Below are 15,540 nucleotides of genomic sequence, written 5' to 3'. Positions count from 1 at the left end.
TCGTTATGGCCGGAGCGCGGTCAAGAGGCCGATCAGCGCGGCGATCTCCGCCATCTGCTGGGTCGCGCCCGCGATGTCGCCGGTCTGACCGCCCAGATGCCTGTCCGCGAGCCGAATGAACCCCCAGCCCACCAGCCCGGACAGCACGATCATCAGGGCGATGCCGGGTGGCGGCAGAGCGCCGATCAGGCCAAGCGCAATGGAGATCAGACCTGCCAGTCCGGCGGCGAGCCAGAAGCTTTCCCGCGAGGGCTGCCCCACCGCATGGGCCGCGCCGTCGACGCGGGCCGGGGAGAGGAAGACGAGGGGCATGAGGCCCGCCACGCGCGAGAGGGCGGCCGTGATCAGCACGGCCACGACGCCGGCGCTCAGGCCGGCGGCCATCGTCACATGCGCCAGCGCCCCGATGCGCAGCAGGAGGGTCAGGAAGAGGGCGGAGGCGCCGAAGGAGCCGATCCGGCTGTCGCGCATGATCTCCAGCCGGCGCTCCCGGGTCGAGCCGCCGAAGCTGTCGGCGGTGTCGGCGAGGCCGTCCTCATGGAACGCCCCGGTCGTCAGGGTCGCGGCCGCGACCGCCAGGATCGCGGCGAGCCAGGGGCCGAGAGCGAGGACATGGGCGCAGGCCAGGGCGAGCGCCGGCAGGATGCCGAGAACGAGACCCACCAGGGGCAGGACCCGGACGAGGCGGGGGAAATCCGGCAGCGCATGGGCGTTCCGCTCATAAGGAAGGGCCGGCACCGGGAGGCGCGAATAGAAGCGCAGGCAATGGGCCAGATCGATGGTGACGGACCGCCAGAACCCGGTCGAGGCATCCTGCGGCACTTCGATTTGCTCTGACATGCTTCACCCCATGCGGTCGCGCCGTTTCCGGACCGCATTTTCTTGCCGCGAACCGGTGTCCACGTCGCCGGAAAATGCTTATAGGTCACGCCTCATCAGATTCCGCAATGCCCCGACGGGCCGGAGCCCTCTATGACCGATCCCGCATCCTCGCCCTTCGACGATATCCGCCGCCTGATCACGACCATGCCCGGTCCGGACGAGGCGGCTATCGAGGCCGTGCGGCTGCGGGACCGGCAGCTGACGAAGCCCGCCGGCAGCCTCGGGCGTCTGGAATGGCTGGCCGAGTGGCTCGCCGCCTGGCAGGGCAAGCCCAATCCGACCGTGGACCGTCCGCTGGTCTGCGTGTTCGCCGGAAGCCACGGCGTGACCGCCAAGGGCATCTCGGCCTATCCGTCGGAGGTGAACCGGCAGATGCTGGAGAATTTCGCCGCGGGCGGCGCGGCCATCAACCAGATCTGCGCGGCCTATGGCCTCGGCTTCAAGGTGTTCGACCTCGCCCTCGACATGCCCACCGGCGACATCACCGAGGCGGACGCCATGGACGAGAAGGCCTGCGTCGCCACCATGGCGTTCGGCATGGAGGCGATCGCGGGCGGAGCCGATCTTCTGGCCGTCGGCGAGATGGGCATCGGCAACACCACCGTGGCGGCCGCCATCTACACGGCGCTCTTCGGGGGCCCCGCGGCGCATTGGGTCGGGCGCGGCACCGGTCTCGACGACGAGGGCCTCGCACGCAAGGTCGCCGCCGTGGAGGCCGCCATCGCCTTCCACGGCGAGCATCTCAAGGACCCGCTCGAGGTGCTGCGCCGGCTCGGCGGCCGCGAGGTCGCGGCCATCGCGGGCGCGATCCTGGCCGCGCGCCTCCAGCGCATTCCCGTGGTGCTCGACGGTTACGTGGCGACCGCAGCAGCCGCCGTTCTCCATGCTGTCCATCCCTCGACCATCGACCATTGCGTGGCCGGTCACCTGAGCGCGGAAGGCGCGCACCAGGACGTGCTCGCGCGCCTCGGCAAGATCCCGCTCCTGGCGCTGGGCATGCGCCTCGGCGAGGGATCGGGGGCGGCGCTGGCGATGGGCATCGTGAAGGCGGCAGCCGCCGTCCACCGCGACATGGCGACGTTCGGCCAGGCGGGAGTCTCCGAGCGCCTGTCGTGAGGCTGCGACGCCGCCGGTCCGGCGGGAGCGGCCTTCCATCCCTGGTCATCGCCCTCGCGCTGGCCGCCGGGTCGGTGATCGCCCTCAAGCCGAGCGGCCGCGCCCTGGAGGGCCGCGCCTCCATCACCGACGGCGACACGATCCGCATCGGCGGGAACAGAATCCGCCTGAAGGGCATCGACGCGCCGGAGATGGCGCAGACATGCTCGCGCTCCGGGCGCACCTATCGCTGCGGCGATGCTGCCCGCCGGGCCCTCATCGACATCGTGTCGGGTGAGAACGTTCAATGCCGCTCGTCCGGCCGCGACCGCTACCGGCGCGTTCTCGCCCGCTGCACCGTGAAGGGCGGCGATATCGGCGCGCGCATGGTGGAGGAGGGCTGGGCCGTTTCCTACGGGCGCGACTACGACGTGCAGGAGATGCGCGCGCGAAGCCGCTCCGCAGGTCTCTGGGCGGGCGAATTCGAGCGGCCCCAGGAGTGGCGGCGCTCCCACGCGGGCCGATAAAGGGCCGCCGCTCGCGAAAGCCTGCCGCAATCCCCATCTCAAACGGATGGATCCCTGTCCCGATTTCGATGAACTCGCGCGCCGGCTCCGGGCCTGCCGCATCTGCCGCAACGCGCCGCGCTACGGCCGGGCCTTGCCCCACGAGCCGCACCCGATCGTTCAGGGCAGCGCCTCGGCCCGTCTTTGCATCGCCAGCCAGGCCCCTGGCACCCGGGCCCATGCCAGCGGCATCCCGTTCGACGACCGTTCGGGTGCGAGACTGCGGGAATGGCTGGGGCTCGACAAGGCGGAGTTCTACGACGAGACCAAGGTCGCCATCGTGCCCATGGGGGCCTGCTTTCCGGGGCAGGACGCCAAGGGGGGAGACCTGAGCCCCCGGCGGGAATGCGCGGAAACCTGGCGGCAGCCGCTCTTTCAGGCGCTGCCCCGTCTCGAACTCGTCCTGCTCATCGGCCAATATGCCCAGGCCTGGCATCTGGGCGACGATTTCCGGGACGGTCTGACCCAGACCGTGCGGCGGTGGCGGGCGCTTCTCGCACGTCCGCAGAAGCCGCGCATCCTGCCGCTTCCGCATCCCTCCTGGCGCAACAACGGCTGGCTTAAGACCAATTCCTGGTTCGAGGAGGAGCTTTTGCCTGTTCTTCGCTCCGAAATCCGCTCTATGTTCAAGCGCGACCATTCGGAGGCTTAGGAGCACATGACCCTGACGACCCTGCGCTGCACCGTGGAAGGGCCTGTCGCCACCATCACTCTGGCCCGGCCCGACAAGCTGAATGCCCTGAACGGCATCATGCATGTCGAATTACGGGAAACGCTGGACCGGTGCGAGCAGGACGAGGCCGTGCGCATCGTGGTGCTCACGGGCGAGGGCAGGGCGTTCTCCTCGGGCCAGGACTTGACCGAGACCCTGCCGAAGGACGAGCAGGGCCGCATCGATCTCGGGCCGCCGCTCGCCCGCGACTACAATCCCCTGATCCTCAGGCTCGCGCAGTATTCCAAGATCACCATTGCGGCTCTCAACGGCCCGGCGGTCGGCGCGTCCGCGAACATCGCTCTCGCCTGCGACATCGTTCTGGCCGCGCGCTCCGCCTATCTTCAGGAGGCCTTCTCCAGGATCGCCCTCGTGCCGGATGCGGGCGGCACCTGGATCCTGCCGAGGCTCGTCGGTCCCAAGCGGGCGCTTGCTCTCATGCTCACCGCCGAGCCGGTTCCGGCCGAGGAGGCGCACACGATGGGTCTCGTCTTCAAGGTCTTCGACGACGCCTCCTTCGCGGTCGACGTGGCGGCGTTCGCAGCCGGGCTCGCCGAAGGTCCCGGCCTCGCGCAGCGCCTGACCAAGCAGGCCGTGGCGCAAAGCCTTTCCAACGATCTCCAGGCTCAGCTCGATCTCGAGGCCAGGCTCCAGCGAGAGGCTGGCTTCAGCCACGATTTCGCCGAGGGCGTCGCCGCCTTCCGCGGGAAGCGCGCTCCCCGCTTCGAAGGCCGGTGAGGAGGAAGCCATCATGCGTCGTCTGCCCTGGATCCTCATTCTCGCAACCCTGGCGGTCGTGATCGGGCTCTTCATGGGCCGCGACCCTGAGCATGCCCAGCGCCTGTCCGATATGTACCGGGGCGTGGCGTTCACGGGCGAGACCCGGGAGCTCGTGATCACGCTGCTGGCCCTCGGGATCGGCGCCTTCATCGTCTATCTCACCTTCACCCGAAGGTAGAGACTTGGGTCCGCCTCGATTCGTTCACGAGGCGTTCAAGCGGATCTTCCTAACTTTGCCGTGCAATACCCGCTTCTTCGAGCGAGAAAGGTTCGCGCGCCGTGCCTCACCTGAAACGTGCAATCGTTTTTGCCGTCTTCGTTCTGGCGGCCTTTGCGGGACCGGTCCTCCCGGCTTCCGCGCAGCAGCGCCTTGCCCTTGTCATCGGCCAGAGCGCCTATGACGGCCGCTCGCTCGCCACCGCCGCCAACGACGCGGGCCTCGTTGCCCAGACCCTCACCAGTGCCGGTTTCGAGGTGGTCCAGGGCCGCGATCTGAACGCCAACGACCTGCGCGGCGTGGTGCGCGACTTCCTTGACAAGGCCCAGGAGCTCGGGACCGACGATGCGGTGATGGTCTATCTCTCGGGCTACGGACTTCAGCTCGAAGGGGAGAACTATCTCCTGCCGGTGGACGCCCGGATCCAGCGGGACGCGGATATCCCGATCGAGGGTTTCCGCCTGTCGGACCTGGTCCGGTCTCTGGAGCGCGTTCCGGCCCGTACCCGCATCGTCGTCGCCGACATGGCGCGCGATTTCTCGCTGCCGGCCGGCGGCGATCCGGTGGCCCGCGGTCTTGCCCTCATGGAGCCTCCCGCCGGCTTCCTGATCGCCTTCTCGTCGGCTCCGGGCATCACCACCGGCGATGCGCCGGGGCCCTACGGGCATTACGCCACGGCTCTCGCGGAAACGATCCGCCAGCCCGGCGTGCCCGTGGACGAGATGTTCAACCGCGTCCGCCTGCGCACCCACGAGACCACGCAGGGCCTGCAGACCCCCTGGCACATGGCCAATCTGGGGGATACGTCCTTCGTGTTCTTCGAGCCTGGGGAATCCTCCTCGTTGCCGCCTCCCGTCCGCGAGGTGCGTCGGATCGAGGAGGTGCCCGCCGAAGAGGCCTACAACATCGCCGTCGAGCGCGACACGATCCAGGATTACCAGGCGTTCCTGCGCCGCTATCCCGATCATCCGCTCGCCCGCCGGGTCTCGGCGCTGCTGGCGGCCCGCCGCGAAGCGGTCGTCTGGCGCCGCACGGTGAGCCGCAACACCAACGAAGCCTATTGGACCTATTTGCGCCGCTATCCGAACGGCCCGCATGCCGCGGATTGCCGCCGCAGGCTCGTCCGCCTGTCCGCGCCGGTCGCGCCGCCGCCGGTCTTCGACGAGGTGGTCTACGACGATCTGCCGCCGCCGCTTCCCGTGGTGGAGCGGGTCGAGGTCGTGGAGGTCGTGACGATCATCCGCGAGGCTCCGCCGCCGCCGCCTCCGCCGGTCTATTTCCGCTCCTATTACGATGACGAGGATACGGATTTCGTCACGATCATCCGCGAGCCGCCGCCGCCGCCGGTTCTGGTCGGCGTGCTGCCGATCCCGGCGCCGATCCCGGTGCCGCGCTATGCCCGTCCGCCACGCTCGTTCTATCAGCCGATCGCGCCCGTGACCCCTCGTGGTCCCGTCGCCATTCCGGTAATGCCGCCTCCCATCGCGGCTCCTCGGATGGGCCGCCCCGGCGAGCCGCGCCCGCCTCGCGGCCTGCGTCCGGAACCAGTCGTGCCGCGTCAGCCCGGCCTGACGGCGCAGCCTCAGCCGATCCCGGTCGCTGTGCGCCCGACCGCACCGCAGGGGCGGACCTCGCGGGAGCTCTCCGGCTTTCCGAGCTCGGCCCGAGGCCGCCTGCCGAGCCGTCCCATTCCCGTGCCCACGGCCCTGCGGCCTGAGCCGGATCGTCCCTCGCCCGGCGCTACGCGCCCGGTGGCTCCGGTTCCGAGAATTCCCGGACGGCCCGACCCCTCTGTGGAGGACCGGCAGGACCGTGCGGCGAGACCACCGCTTCCGGCCGCCCCGCGCCCGGCCCGCCCGCCCGCGGCCCCTTCTGCCCGGGACCTTCCCGAGACCGCTCCGCGCGCGCGCCGGCTCGATTTCGAGCAGGACCGGCCCTCCGCGGGCCGCCCGCTCCGTCCGGAATTCGAGCGGGAGCGTCCCTCCGCGCAGCGCGCGCCGCGTCCGCGCGACGAGCAGGAGCGTCCCGCCGCGCAACGCCTCCCACGGCCCGGAATGGACGACGACCGTCGCGACGATCCTCGTCTCCGGCGTCCGACTGTTCGGGAGACTGTTCGGGAGACTGTTCGGGAGGAGGAGCGCCTGCGTCCGTCCCGGCCTGTCGTCCAGCCGATGCCCGAGTTTCGCAGGGAGGCGCCGCGGCCGATGGTGCAGCCGCGTCCCGTTCCTCAGGAGCAGCCGCGCTTTATTCCCCAGGAGAGGCCTCAGCCCCGGCTGGCCCCTGTCGCCCGGCCGCAGCCGCAGGCCCCCGCCTTCCGGCCATCGGCCCCGCCGCAGGCGCCGTCCGCCCGCGAGGAGATGCGCAGACCTGCCGCTCCGACCAATAATCGGCAGGCCTGCAAGCCGGGGCGGCCCTGCCAGGAAAACAATTAGAGCATCGAGCGCAAAAGTGGGAACCGGTTTTGCGTGAAAAGATGCTCAAGACCATAGACTGACAGCGCCAGACGTGAGTTCGATTTCACGTCCGACGCTATTGGTCCGCAAACGAAAAGCGCCGGGACTGTGAGGTCCCGGCGCTTTTTCATGGTGTGGGCCGAAGGCTGATGGCTTACTTCTGGAGCCGGGCGATGAGGCTCGACGTATCCCAGCGGTTGCCGCCCATCTTCTGCACATCGGCATAGAATTGATCGACGAGAGCGGTGACGGGCAGGCTCGCGCCGCTCCTGCGGGCTTCATTCAGCACAATCGACAGATCCTTGCGCATCCAATCCACGGCGAACCCGAAATCGAACTTGCCCTGATTCATGGTCTTGCCGCGGTTCTCCATCTGCCACGATCCGGCGGCGCCCTTGGAGATCACGTCCAGCACCGCCTCGATGTCGAGACCGGCCTTCTGGCCGAAGTGAATGCCCTCGGCGAGGCCCTGCACCAGGCCCGCGATGCAGATCTGGTTGATCATCTTGGTGAGCTGGCCAGCGCCGGCGGGGCCCATCAGGCGCGAGGCGCGGGCGAAGCTCATGATCGCCGGCTCGACTTTGGCATATACGTCGGCGTCGCCGCCGCACATGACCGTGAGGACGCCGTTCTCCGCGCCGGCCTGACCGCCCGACACCGGCGCATCGATGAAGGCAAAGCCGTTGTCCTTCGCGGCGGCGTAGAGCTCACGCGCGACTTCCGCCGAGGCGGTCGTGTGGTCGACGAAGACCGACCCCTTGCCCATGCCCTGGAAGGCGCCGTCCTCGCCCGTGGTGACCTGGCGCAGATCGTCGTCGTTGCCCACGCAGGCGAACACGACCTCCTGGCCGTCTGCGGCCTCGCGCGGAGTTCTGGCGGCGCGGCCGCCGTTCTCCGACACCCATTTGTCGGCCTTCGCGGCGGTGCGGTTGTAGACCGTCACCTCGTGGCCCTTGTTCTTGAGATGCCGCGCCATGGGATAGCCCATCACGCCCAGACCCAGAAATGCGACCTTCGCCATCATCAGCTCCCGTTTCGTCTCTTTGGTTCATAGCGCATCGTGCGGAAAAGTGGACCCGGTTTTCCGCTCGCAACGATGCGCTGTTCTGGAAGGGAGCATCGTGCGGAAAAGTGGACCCGGTTTTCACGAGCGCGGCCCTTCGGGTCGGCTTGCAACGATGTGCTCTTCCGGAAAGTGGAGCGCCGGATGGATCCGATGCTGCGGGACGCGAACGCGCAGACGAAAACCAGCTCTACTTGATGTCGAAGGAAAAATACCGGGAGCGGATCAGGTCGTAGGTGCCGTCCGCCTTGACCTGCGCGATGGCGCGATTGAACCGGGCGCGCAAGTCCTCGTCCTCCTTGCGCAGGCCGATCCCGTAGGATTCCCGGTGATAGGTCGGGTCGGCGGGAGCATCGCCCAGCACGTGGCAGCATTCGCCCTCCCGACTCTGCAGAAACTTCGAGAGGAGAAGCTCGTCCGCAAACACCGCATCGATCCGCCCCACGAGCAGGTCGAGATTGGCTTCCTCCGCCTTGGCATAGAGGACGATCTCGGACTTCGTGTAGTAGGTCTTGAGATACACCTCGTGATCGCTGCGCTCGATGGTCCCGATCCGTTTTCCTGCGAGTGCCTGCGGCGTGACCTCTCCCGGCGCCACCTCCTTGGAGCCAATGAAGACGGCGGGGATGCGGTAATAGGGGTCGGTGAAGGCAATCCGCTTCCGGCGCCGATCGGTGATCTCCATCGACGACATGATCGCGTCGTATTCTTTGTTGAGCAGGCCCTTGATGATGCCGTCCCATTCGTGCTGGACGATGTCGCATTGAGCGTGCATCGCCTCGCAGAGGCTCTTCAGCAGATCGACCTCGAAGCCCTGCAACTCGTTGCTGTTAGGATCGATGAAGTTGAAGGGCGGGTAGGCGCCCTCGATCGCGATGCGGATGGCCGGCGCCCGCGCAGGCGCGGCCTCTTCGGCTGATGACGCCATGGGCGCGACGAGCCCTGCCAGAAAGGCTGCCAGAAGTCCTGCGGAGAGTGCAATTTTCCGACCCAATTCGACTGCGTTCACAATGTCTCAGCCTGTTTGTTCAGCGCCGATGTCATGGGAAAAGCGCCGAGCCGTCAATTGACAGAAAGCCTTATCTTCCCGGTCTCCGCCGTCGGGCGAGGCTAGAGCACCGGGTGTGAAAAGTGGCATCCACTTTCGGGATCCAATCCGATGCTTCCGTCTTGGAAAGGGCGCATCGTTCTTGCGAAAAACCAGGCCCGCTTTTGCGCACGATGCACGAGCGCGGCCTGCCGGGTCCGCACGATGCGCTAACCGCCCGTCATGCTCATATGGCGGCCCACGGCCGGGCGGGCGTGGTTCCGGTCGATGATGAAATCGTGGCCCTTCGGCTTGCGAGCGATGGCGTCGAGGATCGCCCGGTTCAGCGGCCCATCGTCCTCCGAAGCACGGACGGGCGTGCGCAGATCGGCGGCGTCTTCCTGGCCAAGGCACATGAAGAGCTGGCCCGTGCAGGTCAGCCGAACGCGGTTGCAGCTCTCGCAGAAATTGTGCGTCAGCGGCGTGATGAAACCGAGTTTGCCGCCCGTCTCCGCCACCTTCACGTAGCGGGCAGGTCCCCCGGTGCGCTCGGCGAGATCCTGCAGCGTGTAGCGCGCCTCGATGCGCTGCCTCATCTCCGAGAGAGGGAGGTACTGATCGATGCGCTGCCCGTCGATTTCGCCGAGCGGCATGACCTCGATGAGGGTCAGATCCATGCCGCGCCCGTGGGTCCACTCGATCAGGCTCTCGATCTCGTCCTCATTGACGCCCTTGAGAGCGACCGCGTTGATCTTCACCTTGAGGCCGGCGGCCTGCGCCGCGTCGAGCCCCTGCAGCACCTTGGCGAGATTGCCCCAGCGGGTGATGCGATGGAACTTGTCCGGGTCGAGGGTGTCGATGGAGACGTTCACGCGCCGGACGCCGCAGGAGACGAGTTCCTGGGCAAACCGCGCGAGCTGGGAGCCATTGGTGGTCACGGTCAGTTCATCGAGGGCGCCGGATTCCAGATGGCGCGAGAGGGAGCGGAACAGGGTCATGATGTCCCGCCGCACCAGAGGTTCGCCGCCGGTGATGCGCAGCTTGCGGACGCCCTGTCCGACGAAGGCCGTGCAGATGCGGTCGAGCTCCTCGAGGCTCAGGAGGTCGCGCTTGGGCAGGAAGGACATGTCCTCGGACATGCAATAGACGCAGCGAAAATCACAGCGGTCCGTCACCGAAACGCGCAGGTAAGTCACGGCGCGCCCGAACGGGTCCAGCAGGGCAGGAGCGGAGGAGGTGCCAGGAGGCTCGATTGTTGATCCCCACATCAGGGACTTATCCTCGATGATGACGCACGAAGGCTTGCGTTCAATGTAGAATTCAAGCAGCTCTCGTCAAAGGAAAAATGCCGAAAAGGGAACCGTCTCCATGACAACCGAGCGCTGGCCCACGGAGCTTCGCCTCGCCAAGGACAGGCGCAGCCTGCGCGTCGCTTTCGACGATGGCGCCGCCTTCGACCTCCCTGCCGAGTATCTTCGCGTGACGAGCCCGTCGGCGGAGGTGCAGGGCCACTCTCCCTCCGAGCGCAAGACTGTTCCGGGCAAGAGGGACGTGGAGATCATCGGCGTCGAGCCGGTCGGTAACTATGCCGTGAAGCTCGTTTTCGACGACCTGCACGACACCGGCATCTACGGCTGGGGCTATCTCTATGAGCTCGGGGCCGGTTACGGGCAGAAATGGCAGGCCTATCTCGACGAGCTTTCCGCCAAGGGCCTCTCGCGGGAGAAGGCGCGCTGACGGCCCGGGAGCGGTTCCCGCGCCGTGGCGCCCGACTTTGCGGCGAGGTGTTTCCCGAGACGTGGGCGGGCGTGACTGATCCCCGGATCAAGTCCGGGTACGGCCATGACGACAAGCGGCCGTCATCGATCTCCTTCGTCGTCATGCCCGGCTTGTGCCGGGCATCCACGTCTTGACGGCTCAACGGCCGCGAAGAAGCGGATGGCCGTGAACCGAGTGCGGCCATGACGGGAGAAGGACATGCCCGCGAGGGGTCGGCGGGTGAGCGGGCCGCTGAAATCGGCGCTGCCCCATGACCGGAGCTGAAAATTCTTGTCGCAGGCCTCCATTCAGTGGCTTGACGCGGGGCCTCCGACGCCAGTAGAAGGCGCTGGTCAGGGCGCGTAGCTCAGCGGGAGAGCATTCGCTTCACACGCGAAGGGTCACAGGTTCAATCCCTGTCGCGCCCACCATTTCCTTCCTGACAGTTCAGCTTTCTCGGAAGGCGGGCCCTATGGGCCATCGCCGTCCTCACCCTTTCACCCCCGCGCAGGCAAGGGGCGGGAGCCGCTGACGTTTCAGGACCGGGCGCAACGGCCACCATTCACCTGATCCGATAGCGTCACCCCGGATCATGTTCGATGTGCCGCTCCCTCCTTAGATGAGCGCATCGTTTGAGCGAAAAACCGGATCCGCTTTTCGCTGACGCGGCCCTTCGGGTCGGCACGATGCGCTAGGCCGCCATCGGCTTCATCAGCGTCTCCACGGCGGCGAAGAGCTGGTCGAAATGATCGATCACGATGTCGGGGTTCAAATCCTTTACCGGAACTTCCGTATAGCCGAACGGAACGGCCACCACCGGAATGCCGGCGTTCCGCGCCGCGACGATGTCGGTGCGCGAATCCCCCACCATGATCGCCCGCGACGGATCGCCGCCCGCCCGTTCGATGGTCAGGGTCAGGTGGCGCGGGTCGGGCTTGAAATACTTGAAGGTGTCGCGCCCGCAATTGGCCGCGAAGCGATGGCCGATCCCGAGTTCGCGCAAGAGCTTGACCGAGTGTTCCTCCACCTTGTTGGTGCAGACCGCAAGGACGAAACCGGCGGCCTCAAGCCGGTCGAGAGCTGCCGCGACCCCCGGAAAAAGCTCGGTCCTGACGCAGATATTCTCGCCGTAATGCACCATGAACTGGCGGTAGAGCTCGTCGAGATAGTCCGGCGCCAGCTCTTTTCCGGCAGCTTCGAACCCGCGCTCGATCAGGGCTCGGGCGCCTGCGCCGATCATGTCGCGCGCCTGTTCGACCGGCAGGGAGGCGAGGCCTTCACGCTCGAGAATGACGTTGAGCGTTCCCACCAGATCGCCGGCCGTGTCGGCCAGGGTTCCATCGAGGTCGAAGACGGCGATGGGCGGGGCGATTTGCGCGGTATGAATGGTCATCAGCCTCGGTTACCTGCTCAAAGCGGGGGAATCAATCGGCGGGAATGATATGGTGCCCCGGTTGATTCGTTCTTACCGTGATGGAGTGATGAATGCGGCTCTTTGGTTGTGCGGCGTTTCTGTCGACGGCCCTGACGCTGGCGGGCCTTCCGGGCTCGGCGCTGGCGGCGTCCTACGATTTCGTGCCCGCGCCGCAGACGGACCTGAACCGGATCTACCGGATCGACCGGGTGACCGGCGAGGTCAGCTCGTGCCAGTACGGATTGCAGGAGGGCACGATCGGCGTGACGCTCTGCTTCAGCCCGGGCGAAGGCGCCGGAGCCCAGCAGCCTGGAGAATACGGGCTGGTCGCGTCCCGCCACGAGCGGGAAGGGGGTGTGTTCCGTGTGAATTACCGCACGGGCGACATGAGCATCTGCTACGTCTTCGACGAGCGGGTCGTGTGCACGCCGCAGGCGCGGCCGTCCTCCGCCGCATCGACGATCGCACCTTCCGCATCGACACCATCGGGCGGCTCGGGTACGGGAGCCTCGCCCCAGCGTCCTTGAACCTGGTCCTCCAGGGCGTTCGACCGAGGGCGGATATGAAACCATCTTTCTTTTCAACACCCTCGCGTGGTAGAGGCGGATCACGGTCCGCCTTTCGGGCGGGGCGACAGATCTAGAGGTTCTCAGTGAGCGACAATCTCAAGCGTGCAGCAGCCGAAAAGGCAGCCCAGCTCGTCACCGACGGCATGCGGCTGGGCCTCGGCACCGGTTCGACGGCGGCGCATTTCGTCGCGGCCATCGGCGAGCGCGTCCGTGGCGGCCTGAAAGTCGTCGGCGTGCCGACCTCCGAGGCGACCCGCGAGCAGGCGCAGCGCGAGGGCATTCCGCTCGCGACCCTCGACGAGGTGCCGGGCCTCGACCTGACGGTCGACGGAGCCGACGAACTCGACGACGACCTGCGCCTCGTCAAGGGCGGCGGCGGGGCGCTCCTGCGCGAGAAGATCGTGGCCGCCGCGAGCGCCCGCATGATCGTGATCGCGGACGGCTCGAAGCGCGTCGCCAAGCTCGGCAAGTTTCCTCTGCCCATCGAGGTCGTTCCCTTCGGGCTCACGGCCACGGAGCGGGCGATCGGCAAATTGCTGGAAAGCCTCAACATGACGGGCGAGCTGCGCCTTCGGCGCGCCGCCGATGGGGCTCCTTACGTCACCGACGGGGGCCATTTCATTCTCGATGCCCATCTCGGCCGCATCGACAAGCCCAATGTCCTGGCCTCTACGCTCAACAACATTCCCGGAGTCGTCGAGCACGGTCTCTTTCTCGGTCTCGCCACCGGTGCGATCCTCGCGACCGGGGAGGGGCTTGTCGAACTCGGTCAGCTCTGACCTTAAGCCTTATTGGAGTCCCTTCTATGATCCGTTCCGCTTCCCGACTGGCTGCGACCTCTGTCGCGTTGTTCCTGCTGGCGAGCCCCGTTTTCGCGCAGCAGGCCGATCTGCCCGCGAGCCATCTGGCGGCCGGGCGCGAGGTCGCCGTCAGCTCCGGCATCACCGGCGCCTTCGACGCGCTGACGGGCCCGCTGCTCACCCGCCTGCAGCGCATGAGCGTCACGAACCCCGACATCCAGAAGGATCTGGACGCGGTCGTCGCCGGGCTGCGGCCTGAGGTCGAGCAGAAGAAGCAGGAACTGATCGATGCGAGCGCCCGCATCCTGGCCTCGCGCATGACCGAGGCGGAGCTGAAGGAGGTCGCGGCCTTCTACAAGTCGGCCGTCGGTCAGAAATACGTGCAGCTCCAGCCGGCCGTTCTCGACGACGTGGTGCGCCAGATGGATCTGTGGTCGCAGCGGACCGCGGAATACATCATGACCCGCGCTCGCGAGGAAATGGGCAAGCGCGGCCACGGCCTGAACTGAACTCGGGTCCGCCCGGCGGACGCGCAAAACCCTGTAGAACTGAAAAAGGCCCGGTTTCCCGGGCCTTTTTCGTTGCTTGCCTCGTCGTGAGTGCCGATGCTCCCTTCCTGGAAAGAACGCATCGTTCTTGCGAAAACCGGGTCCGTTTTTTCGTCGGCGAAGCGGAGCCGCCTCGCCGACGAAGTGCTCTTAATCCTCGACGGCCTTGAAGCGGCCCATGCCCTTCATCACGAAGGGGAGGATCAAGGCGATCAGCGCGATGGTCAGGAGCGTGGCCGAGATCGGGCTCTGCAGCAGGACCATCGGATCGCCGAGGCTGATCGACAGGGCGCGCCGCAGCTGGCTTTCCGCCACCGGGCCCAGGATGAGGCCCACGACGACCGGCGCGATCGGGAAGTCGAAGCGCCGCATCAGGAAGCCGACCACGCCGAACACGGTCAGCATGATGAGTTCCACGGGCGACGGGTTGGCGGCGATCGTGCCCATGGTCGCGAAGACCAGGATGCCGGCATAGAGCCAGGGCTGCGGAATCGCCAGCAGGCGCACCCACACGCCGACCAGCGGCAGGTTCAGCACCAGCAGCATGCCGTTGGCGATGAACAGGCTCGCGATCAGGCCCCACACGAGGTCGGGCTTTTCGGCGAAGAGCAGCGGGCCGGGGTTCAGGCCGTATTGCTGGAAGCCCGCCAGCATCATGGCGGCCGTAGCGGAGGTCGGAAGGCCCAGGGTCAGGAGCGGCACCAGGGTGCCGGCTGCCGAGGCGTTGTTGGCGGCCTCGGGACCGGCCACGCCCTCGATGGCGCCCTTGCCGAAATCCTCCGGATACTTGGTGAGCTTCTTTTCCGTCGCATAGGAGAGGAAGGTCGGGATCTCCGCGCCGCCCGCCGGCAGGGCACCGATGGGGAAGCCGAAGAGCGTTCCGCGCAGCCAGGGCTTCCAGGAGCGCTTCCAGTCTTCCTTCGTCATCCAGAGGGAGCCGCGCACAGCTTCCAGCTTCTCCTCGTGCACGTGGCGGCGCGAGGCGACGTAGAGGGCCTCGCCGACCGCGAAGAGGCCGACCGCGAGGGTCGTCACTTCGATGTTGTCGTAGAGTTCCGGCACGCCGAAGCTCAGGCGGGCCTGACCGGATAGGATGTCGATGCCTACGAGGCCGAGGACCAGGCCGAGGAAGAGGCTCGTGAGGCCGCGGACCGGGGAATCCCCGAAGGTGGCCGAGACGGTCACGAAGGCCACGCACATCAGGGCGAAGTAGTCTTCGGGGCCGAAGCGGACGGCGATGTCGACGAGGTAGGGCGCGAGCAGCGCGAGCCCCAGGGTCGCGAAGGTGCCGGCCACGAAGGAGCCGATGGCCGAGGTCGCCAGCGCGGGTCCGCCGCGTCCGGCCTTCGCCATCAGATTGCCTTCGAGGGCGGTGGCCATCGAGGCGCTTTCGCCGGGGGTGTTGATGAGGATCGCGGTGGTCGAACCGCCATACATGCCGCCGTAATAGATGCCCGCGAACATGATGATGGAGCCTGCCGGGTCGAGCCTGAAGGTGACCGGAAGCAGGAGCGCCACGGTGAGCGCCGGGCCGATGCCGGGCAGAACGCCGACGGCCGTGCCGAGAAGAACGCCGATGAGTGCGAAAAGCAGGTTCATCGGCTCGATCGCCACGGTCAGACCGTGGGCCAGAGAGACGAAGGCTTCCATTGGGGG

The 15,540-nt window shown here is 67.1% G+C and carries 16 protein-coding genes and 1 tRNA gene; 11 read left to right on the top strand and 6 right to left on the bottom strand.

Annotated elements, in window-relative coordinates; translation table 11 throughout:
• Window positions 1-3: 3 nt before the first annotated feature.
• A complete protein-coding gene (gene cobS / locus AB8841_RS24195; RefSeq protein ID WP_370438310.1) occupies window positions 4-840 on the bottom strand; it encodes an adenosylcobinamide-GDP ribazoletransferase in 837 nt (278 codons plus the stop codon).
• 132 nt (window positions 841-972) lie between these two features.
• Between cobS and cobT the strand changes: the two genes are divergently transcribed.
• The 6 genes from cobT (at window position 973) to AB8841_RS24165 (ending at window position 6,684) form a co-directional block, all read left to right on the top strand.
• Window positions 973-1,998, top strand: a complete 1,026-nt coding sequence (cobT, locus tag AB8841_RS24190; protein WP_370438309.1) for a nicotinate-nucleotide--dimethylbenzimidazole phosphoribosyltransferase — start codon at window positions 973-975, stop codon at window positions 1,996-1,998.
• The gene (locus tag AB8841_RS24185) at window positions 1,995-2,504 is read left to right on the top strand and encodes a thermonuclease family protein (RefSeq protein ID WP_370438308.1); all 510 of its coding nucleotides are present in this window, start codon (window positions 1,995-1,997) and stop codon (window positions 2,502-2,504) included. Before cobT ends, AB8841_RS24185 begins: the two co-directional genes overlap by 4 nt.
• Before the next feature lie 46 nt (window positions 2,505-2,550).
• Window positions 2,551-3,195 carry a uracil-DNA glycosylase family protein gene (locus tag AB8841_RS24180; protein ID WP_370438307.1) on the top strand — a complete coding sequence of 215 codons (645 nt, stop codon included), beginning with the start codon at window positions 2,551-2,553 and terminating at the stop codon, window positions 3,193-3,195.
• Window positions 3,196-3,201: 6 nt separating this feature from the next.
• Window positions 3,202-3,993 carry an enoyl-CoA hydratase-related protein gene (locus tag AB8841_RS24175; RefSeq protein WP_370438306.1) on the top strand — a complete coding sequence of 264 codons (792 nt, stop codon included), beginning with the start codon at window positions 3,202-3,204 and terminating at the stop codon, window positions 3,991-3,993.
• 13 nt (window positions 3,994-4,006) lie between these two features.
• Window positions 4,007-4,213, top strand: coding sequence for a hypothetical protein (locus AB8841_RS24170; protein ID WP_370438305.1), 207 nt, complete (start codon window positions 4,007-4,009; stop codon window positions 4,211-4,213).
• Window positions 4,214-4,314: 101 nt separating this feature from the next.
• Window positions 4,315-6,684, top strand: a complete 2,370-nt coding sequence (locus AB8841_RS24165; protein ID WP_370438304.1) for a caspase family protein — start codon at window positions 4,315-4,317, stop codon at window positions 6,682-6,684.
• Between the two features lie 175 nt (window positions 6,685-6,859).
• Here AB8841_RS24165 and AB8841_RS24160 read toward each other — a convergent pair whose 3' ends face one another.
• The 3 genes from AB8841_RS24160 to moaA all read right to left on the bottom strand — a co-directional run bounded on the left by AB8841_RS24160 (window position 6,860) and on the right by moaA (window position 10,063).
• Window positions 6,860-7,729, bottom strand: coding sequence for an NAD(P)-dependent oxidoreductase (locus tag AB8841_RS24160; protein WP_370438303.1), 870 nt, complete (start codon window positions 7,727-7,729; stop codon window positions 6,860-6,862).
• A 229-nt stretch (window positions 7,730-7,958) separates the two neighbouring features.
• Window positions 7,959-8,696, bottom strand: a complete 738-nt coding sequence (locus AB8841_RS24155) for a transporter substrate-binding domain-containing protein (RefSeq protein ID WP_370438302.1) — start codon at window positions 8,694-8,696, stop codon at window positions 7,959-7,961.
• 329 nt (window positions 8,697-9,025) lie between these two features.
• On the bottom strand, window positions 9,026-10,063 hold the full coding sequence (gene moaA, locus AB8841_RS24150) for a GTP 3',8-cyclase MoaA (RefSeq protein WP_370438301.1): 1,038 nt from the start codon (window positions 10,061-10,063) through the stop codon (window positions 9,026-9,028).
• A 100-nt stretch (window positions 10,064-10,163) separates the two neighbouring features.
• On the opposite strand from moaA, the gene AB8841_RS24145 reads away from it, so the two are divergent.
• Together AB8841_RS24145 and AB8841_RS24140 are read left to right on the top strand one after the other, a co-directional pair.
• On the top strand, window positions 10,164-10,532 hold the full coding sequence (locus AB8841_RS24145) for a gamma-butyrobetaine hydroxylase-like domain-containing protein (protein ID WP_370438300.1): 369 nt from the start codon (window positions 10,164-10,166) through the stop codon (window positions 10,530-10,532).
• 377 nt (window positions 10,533-10,909) lie between these two features.
• Window positions 10,910-10,984 (top strand) — tRNA-Val (locus AB8841_RS24140).
• 260 nt (window positions 10,985-11,244) lie between these two features.
• Here AB8841_RS24140 and AB8841_RS24135 read toward each other — a convergent pair.
• Window positions 11,245-11,946 (bottom strand): HAD family hydrolase, encoded by a 702-nt coding sequence (locus AB8841_RS24135; RefSeq protein WP_370438299.1) that lies wholly within the window; start codon window positions 11,944-11,946, stop codon window positions 11,245-11,247.
• 92 nt (window positions 11,947-12,038) lie between these two features.
• Here AB8841_RS24135 and AB8841_RS24130 point away from each other — a divergent pair, with 92 nt between their 5' ends.
• The 3 genes from AB8841_RS24130 to AB8841_RS24120 all read left to right on the top strand — a co-directional run bounded on the left by AB8841_RS24130 (window position 12,039) and on the right by AB8841_RS24120 (window position 13,845).
• The gene (locus AB8841_RS24130; protein WP_370438298.1) at window positions 12,039-12,494 is read left to right on the top strand and encodes a hypothetical protein; all 456 of its coding nucleotides are present in this window, start codon (window positions 12,039-12,041) and stop codon (window positions 12,492-12,494) included.
• A 125-nt stretch (window positions 12,495-12,619) separates the two neighbouring features.
• Complete coding sequence (rpiA, locus tag AB8841_RS24125; RefSeq protein ID WP_370438297.1) at window positions 12,620-13,315, top strand: ribose-5-phosphate isomerase RpiA; 696 nt, start codon at window positions 12,620-12,622, stop codon at window positions 13,313-13,315.
• 26 nt (window positions 13,316-13,341) lie between these two features.
• Window positions 13,342-13,845 (top strand): DUF2059 domain-containing protein, encoded by a 504-nt coding sequence (locus AB8841_RS24120; RefSeq protein WP_370438296.1) that lies wholly within the window; start codon window positions 13,342-13,344, stop codon window positions 13,843-13,845.
• Between the two features lie 189 nt (window positions 13,846-14,034).
• Here AB8841_RS24120 and AB8841_RS24115 read toward each other — a convergent pair whose 3' ends face one another.
• Window positions 14,035-15,534 (bottom strand): tripartite tricarboxylate transporter permease, encoded by a 1,500-nt coding sequence (locus AB8841_RS24115; RefSeq protein ID WP_370438295.1) that lies wholly within the window; start codon window positions 15,532-15,534, stop codon window positions 14,035-14,037.
• Between the last annotated feature and the right edge of the window lie 6 nt (window positions 15,535-15,540).

Origin of the sequence: Microvirga sp. TS319, from assembly GCF_041276405.1 — a bacterium.
GTDB lineage: Bacteria > Pseudomonadota > Alphaproteobacteria > Rhizobiales > Beijerinckiaceae > Microvirga.
The sequence above is the reverse complement of the archived record's forward strand: the minus strand, read 5'-3'. Positions and strand labels throughout refer to the sequence as shown.

Bases quoted from the DNA above. Each gene is read 5' to 3' on its own strand.
- AB8841_RS24170 (WP_370438305.1), top strand. From the start codon at position 4,007: ATGCGTCGTCTGCCCTGGATCCTCATTCTCGCAACCCTGGCGGTCGTG.
- AB8841_RS24115 (WP_370438295.1), bottom strand. From the start codon at position 15,534: ATGGAAGCCTTCGTCTCTCTGGCCCACGGTCTGACCGTGGCGATCGAG.
- AB8841_RS24180 (WP_370438307.1), top strand. From the start codon at position 2,551: ATGGATCCCTGTCCCGATTTCGATGAACTCGCGCGCCGGCTCCGGGCC.
- cobT (WP_370438309.1), top strand. From the start codon at position 973: ATGACCGATCCCGCATCCTCGCCCTTCGACGATATCCGCCGCCTGATC.
- AB8841_RS24135 (WP_370438299.1), bottom strand. From the start codon at position 11,946: ATGACCATTCATACCGCGCAAATCGCCCCGCCCATCGCCGTCTTCGAC.
- AB8841_RS24160 (WP_370438303.1), bottom strand. From the start codon at position 7,729: ATGATGGCGAAGGTCGCATTTCTGGGTCTGGGCGTGATGGGCTATCCC.
- AB8841_RS24145 (WP_370438300.1), top strand. From the start codon at position 10,164: ATGACAACCGAGCGCTGGCCCACGGAGCTTCGCCTCGCCAAGGACAGG.
- AB8841_RS24120 (WP_370438296.1), top strand. From the start codon at position 13,342: ATGATCCGTTCCGCTTCCCGACTGGCTGCGACCTCTGTCGCGTTGTTC.
- AB8841_RS24175 (WP_370438306.1), top strand. From the start codon at position 3,202: ATGACCCTGACGACCCTGCGCTGCACCGTGGAAGGGCCTGTCGCCACC.
- moaA (WP_370438301.1), bottom strand. From the start codon at position 10,063: ATGTGGGGATCAACAATCGAGCCTCCTGGCACCTCCTCCGCTCCTGCC.
- cobS (WP_370438310.1), bottom strand. From the start codon at position 840: ATGTCAGAGCAAATCGAAGTGCCGCAGGATGCCTCGACCGGGTTCTGG.
- AB8841_RS24130 (WP_370438298.1), top strand. From the start codon at position 12,039: ATGCGGCTCTTTGGTTGTGCGGCGTTTCTGTCGACGGCCCTGACGCTG.
- AB8841_RS24155 (WP_370438302.1), bottom strand. From the start codon at position 8,696: ATGGCGTCATCAGCCGAAGAGGCCGCGCCTGCGCGGGCGCCGGCCATC.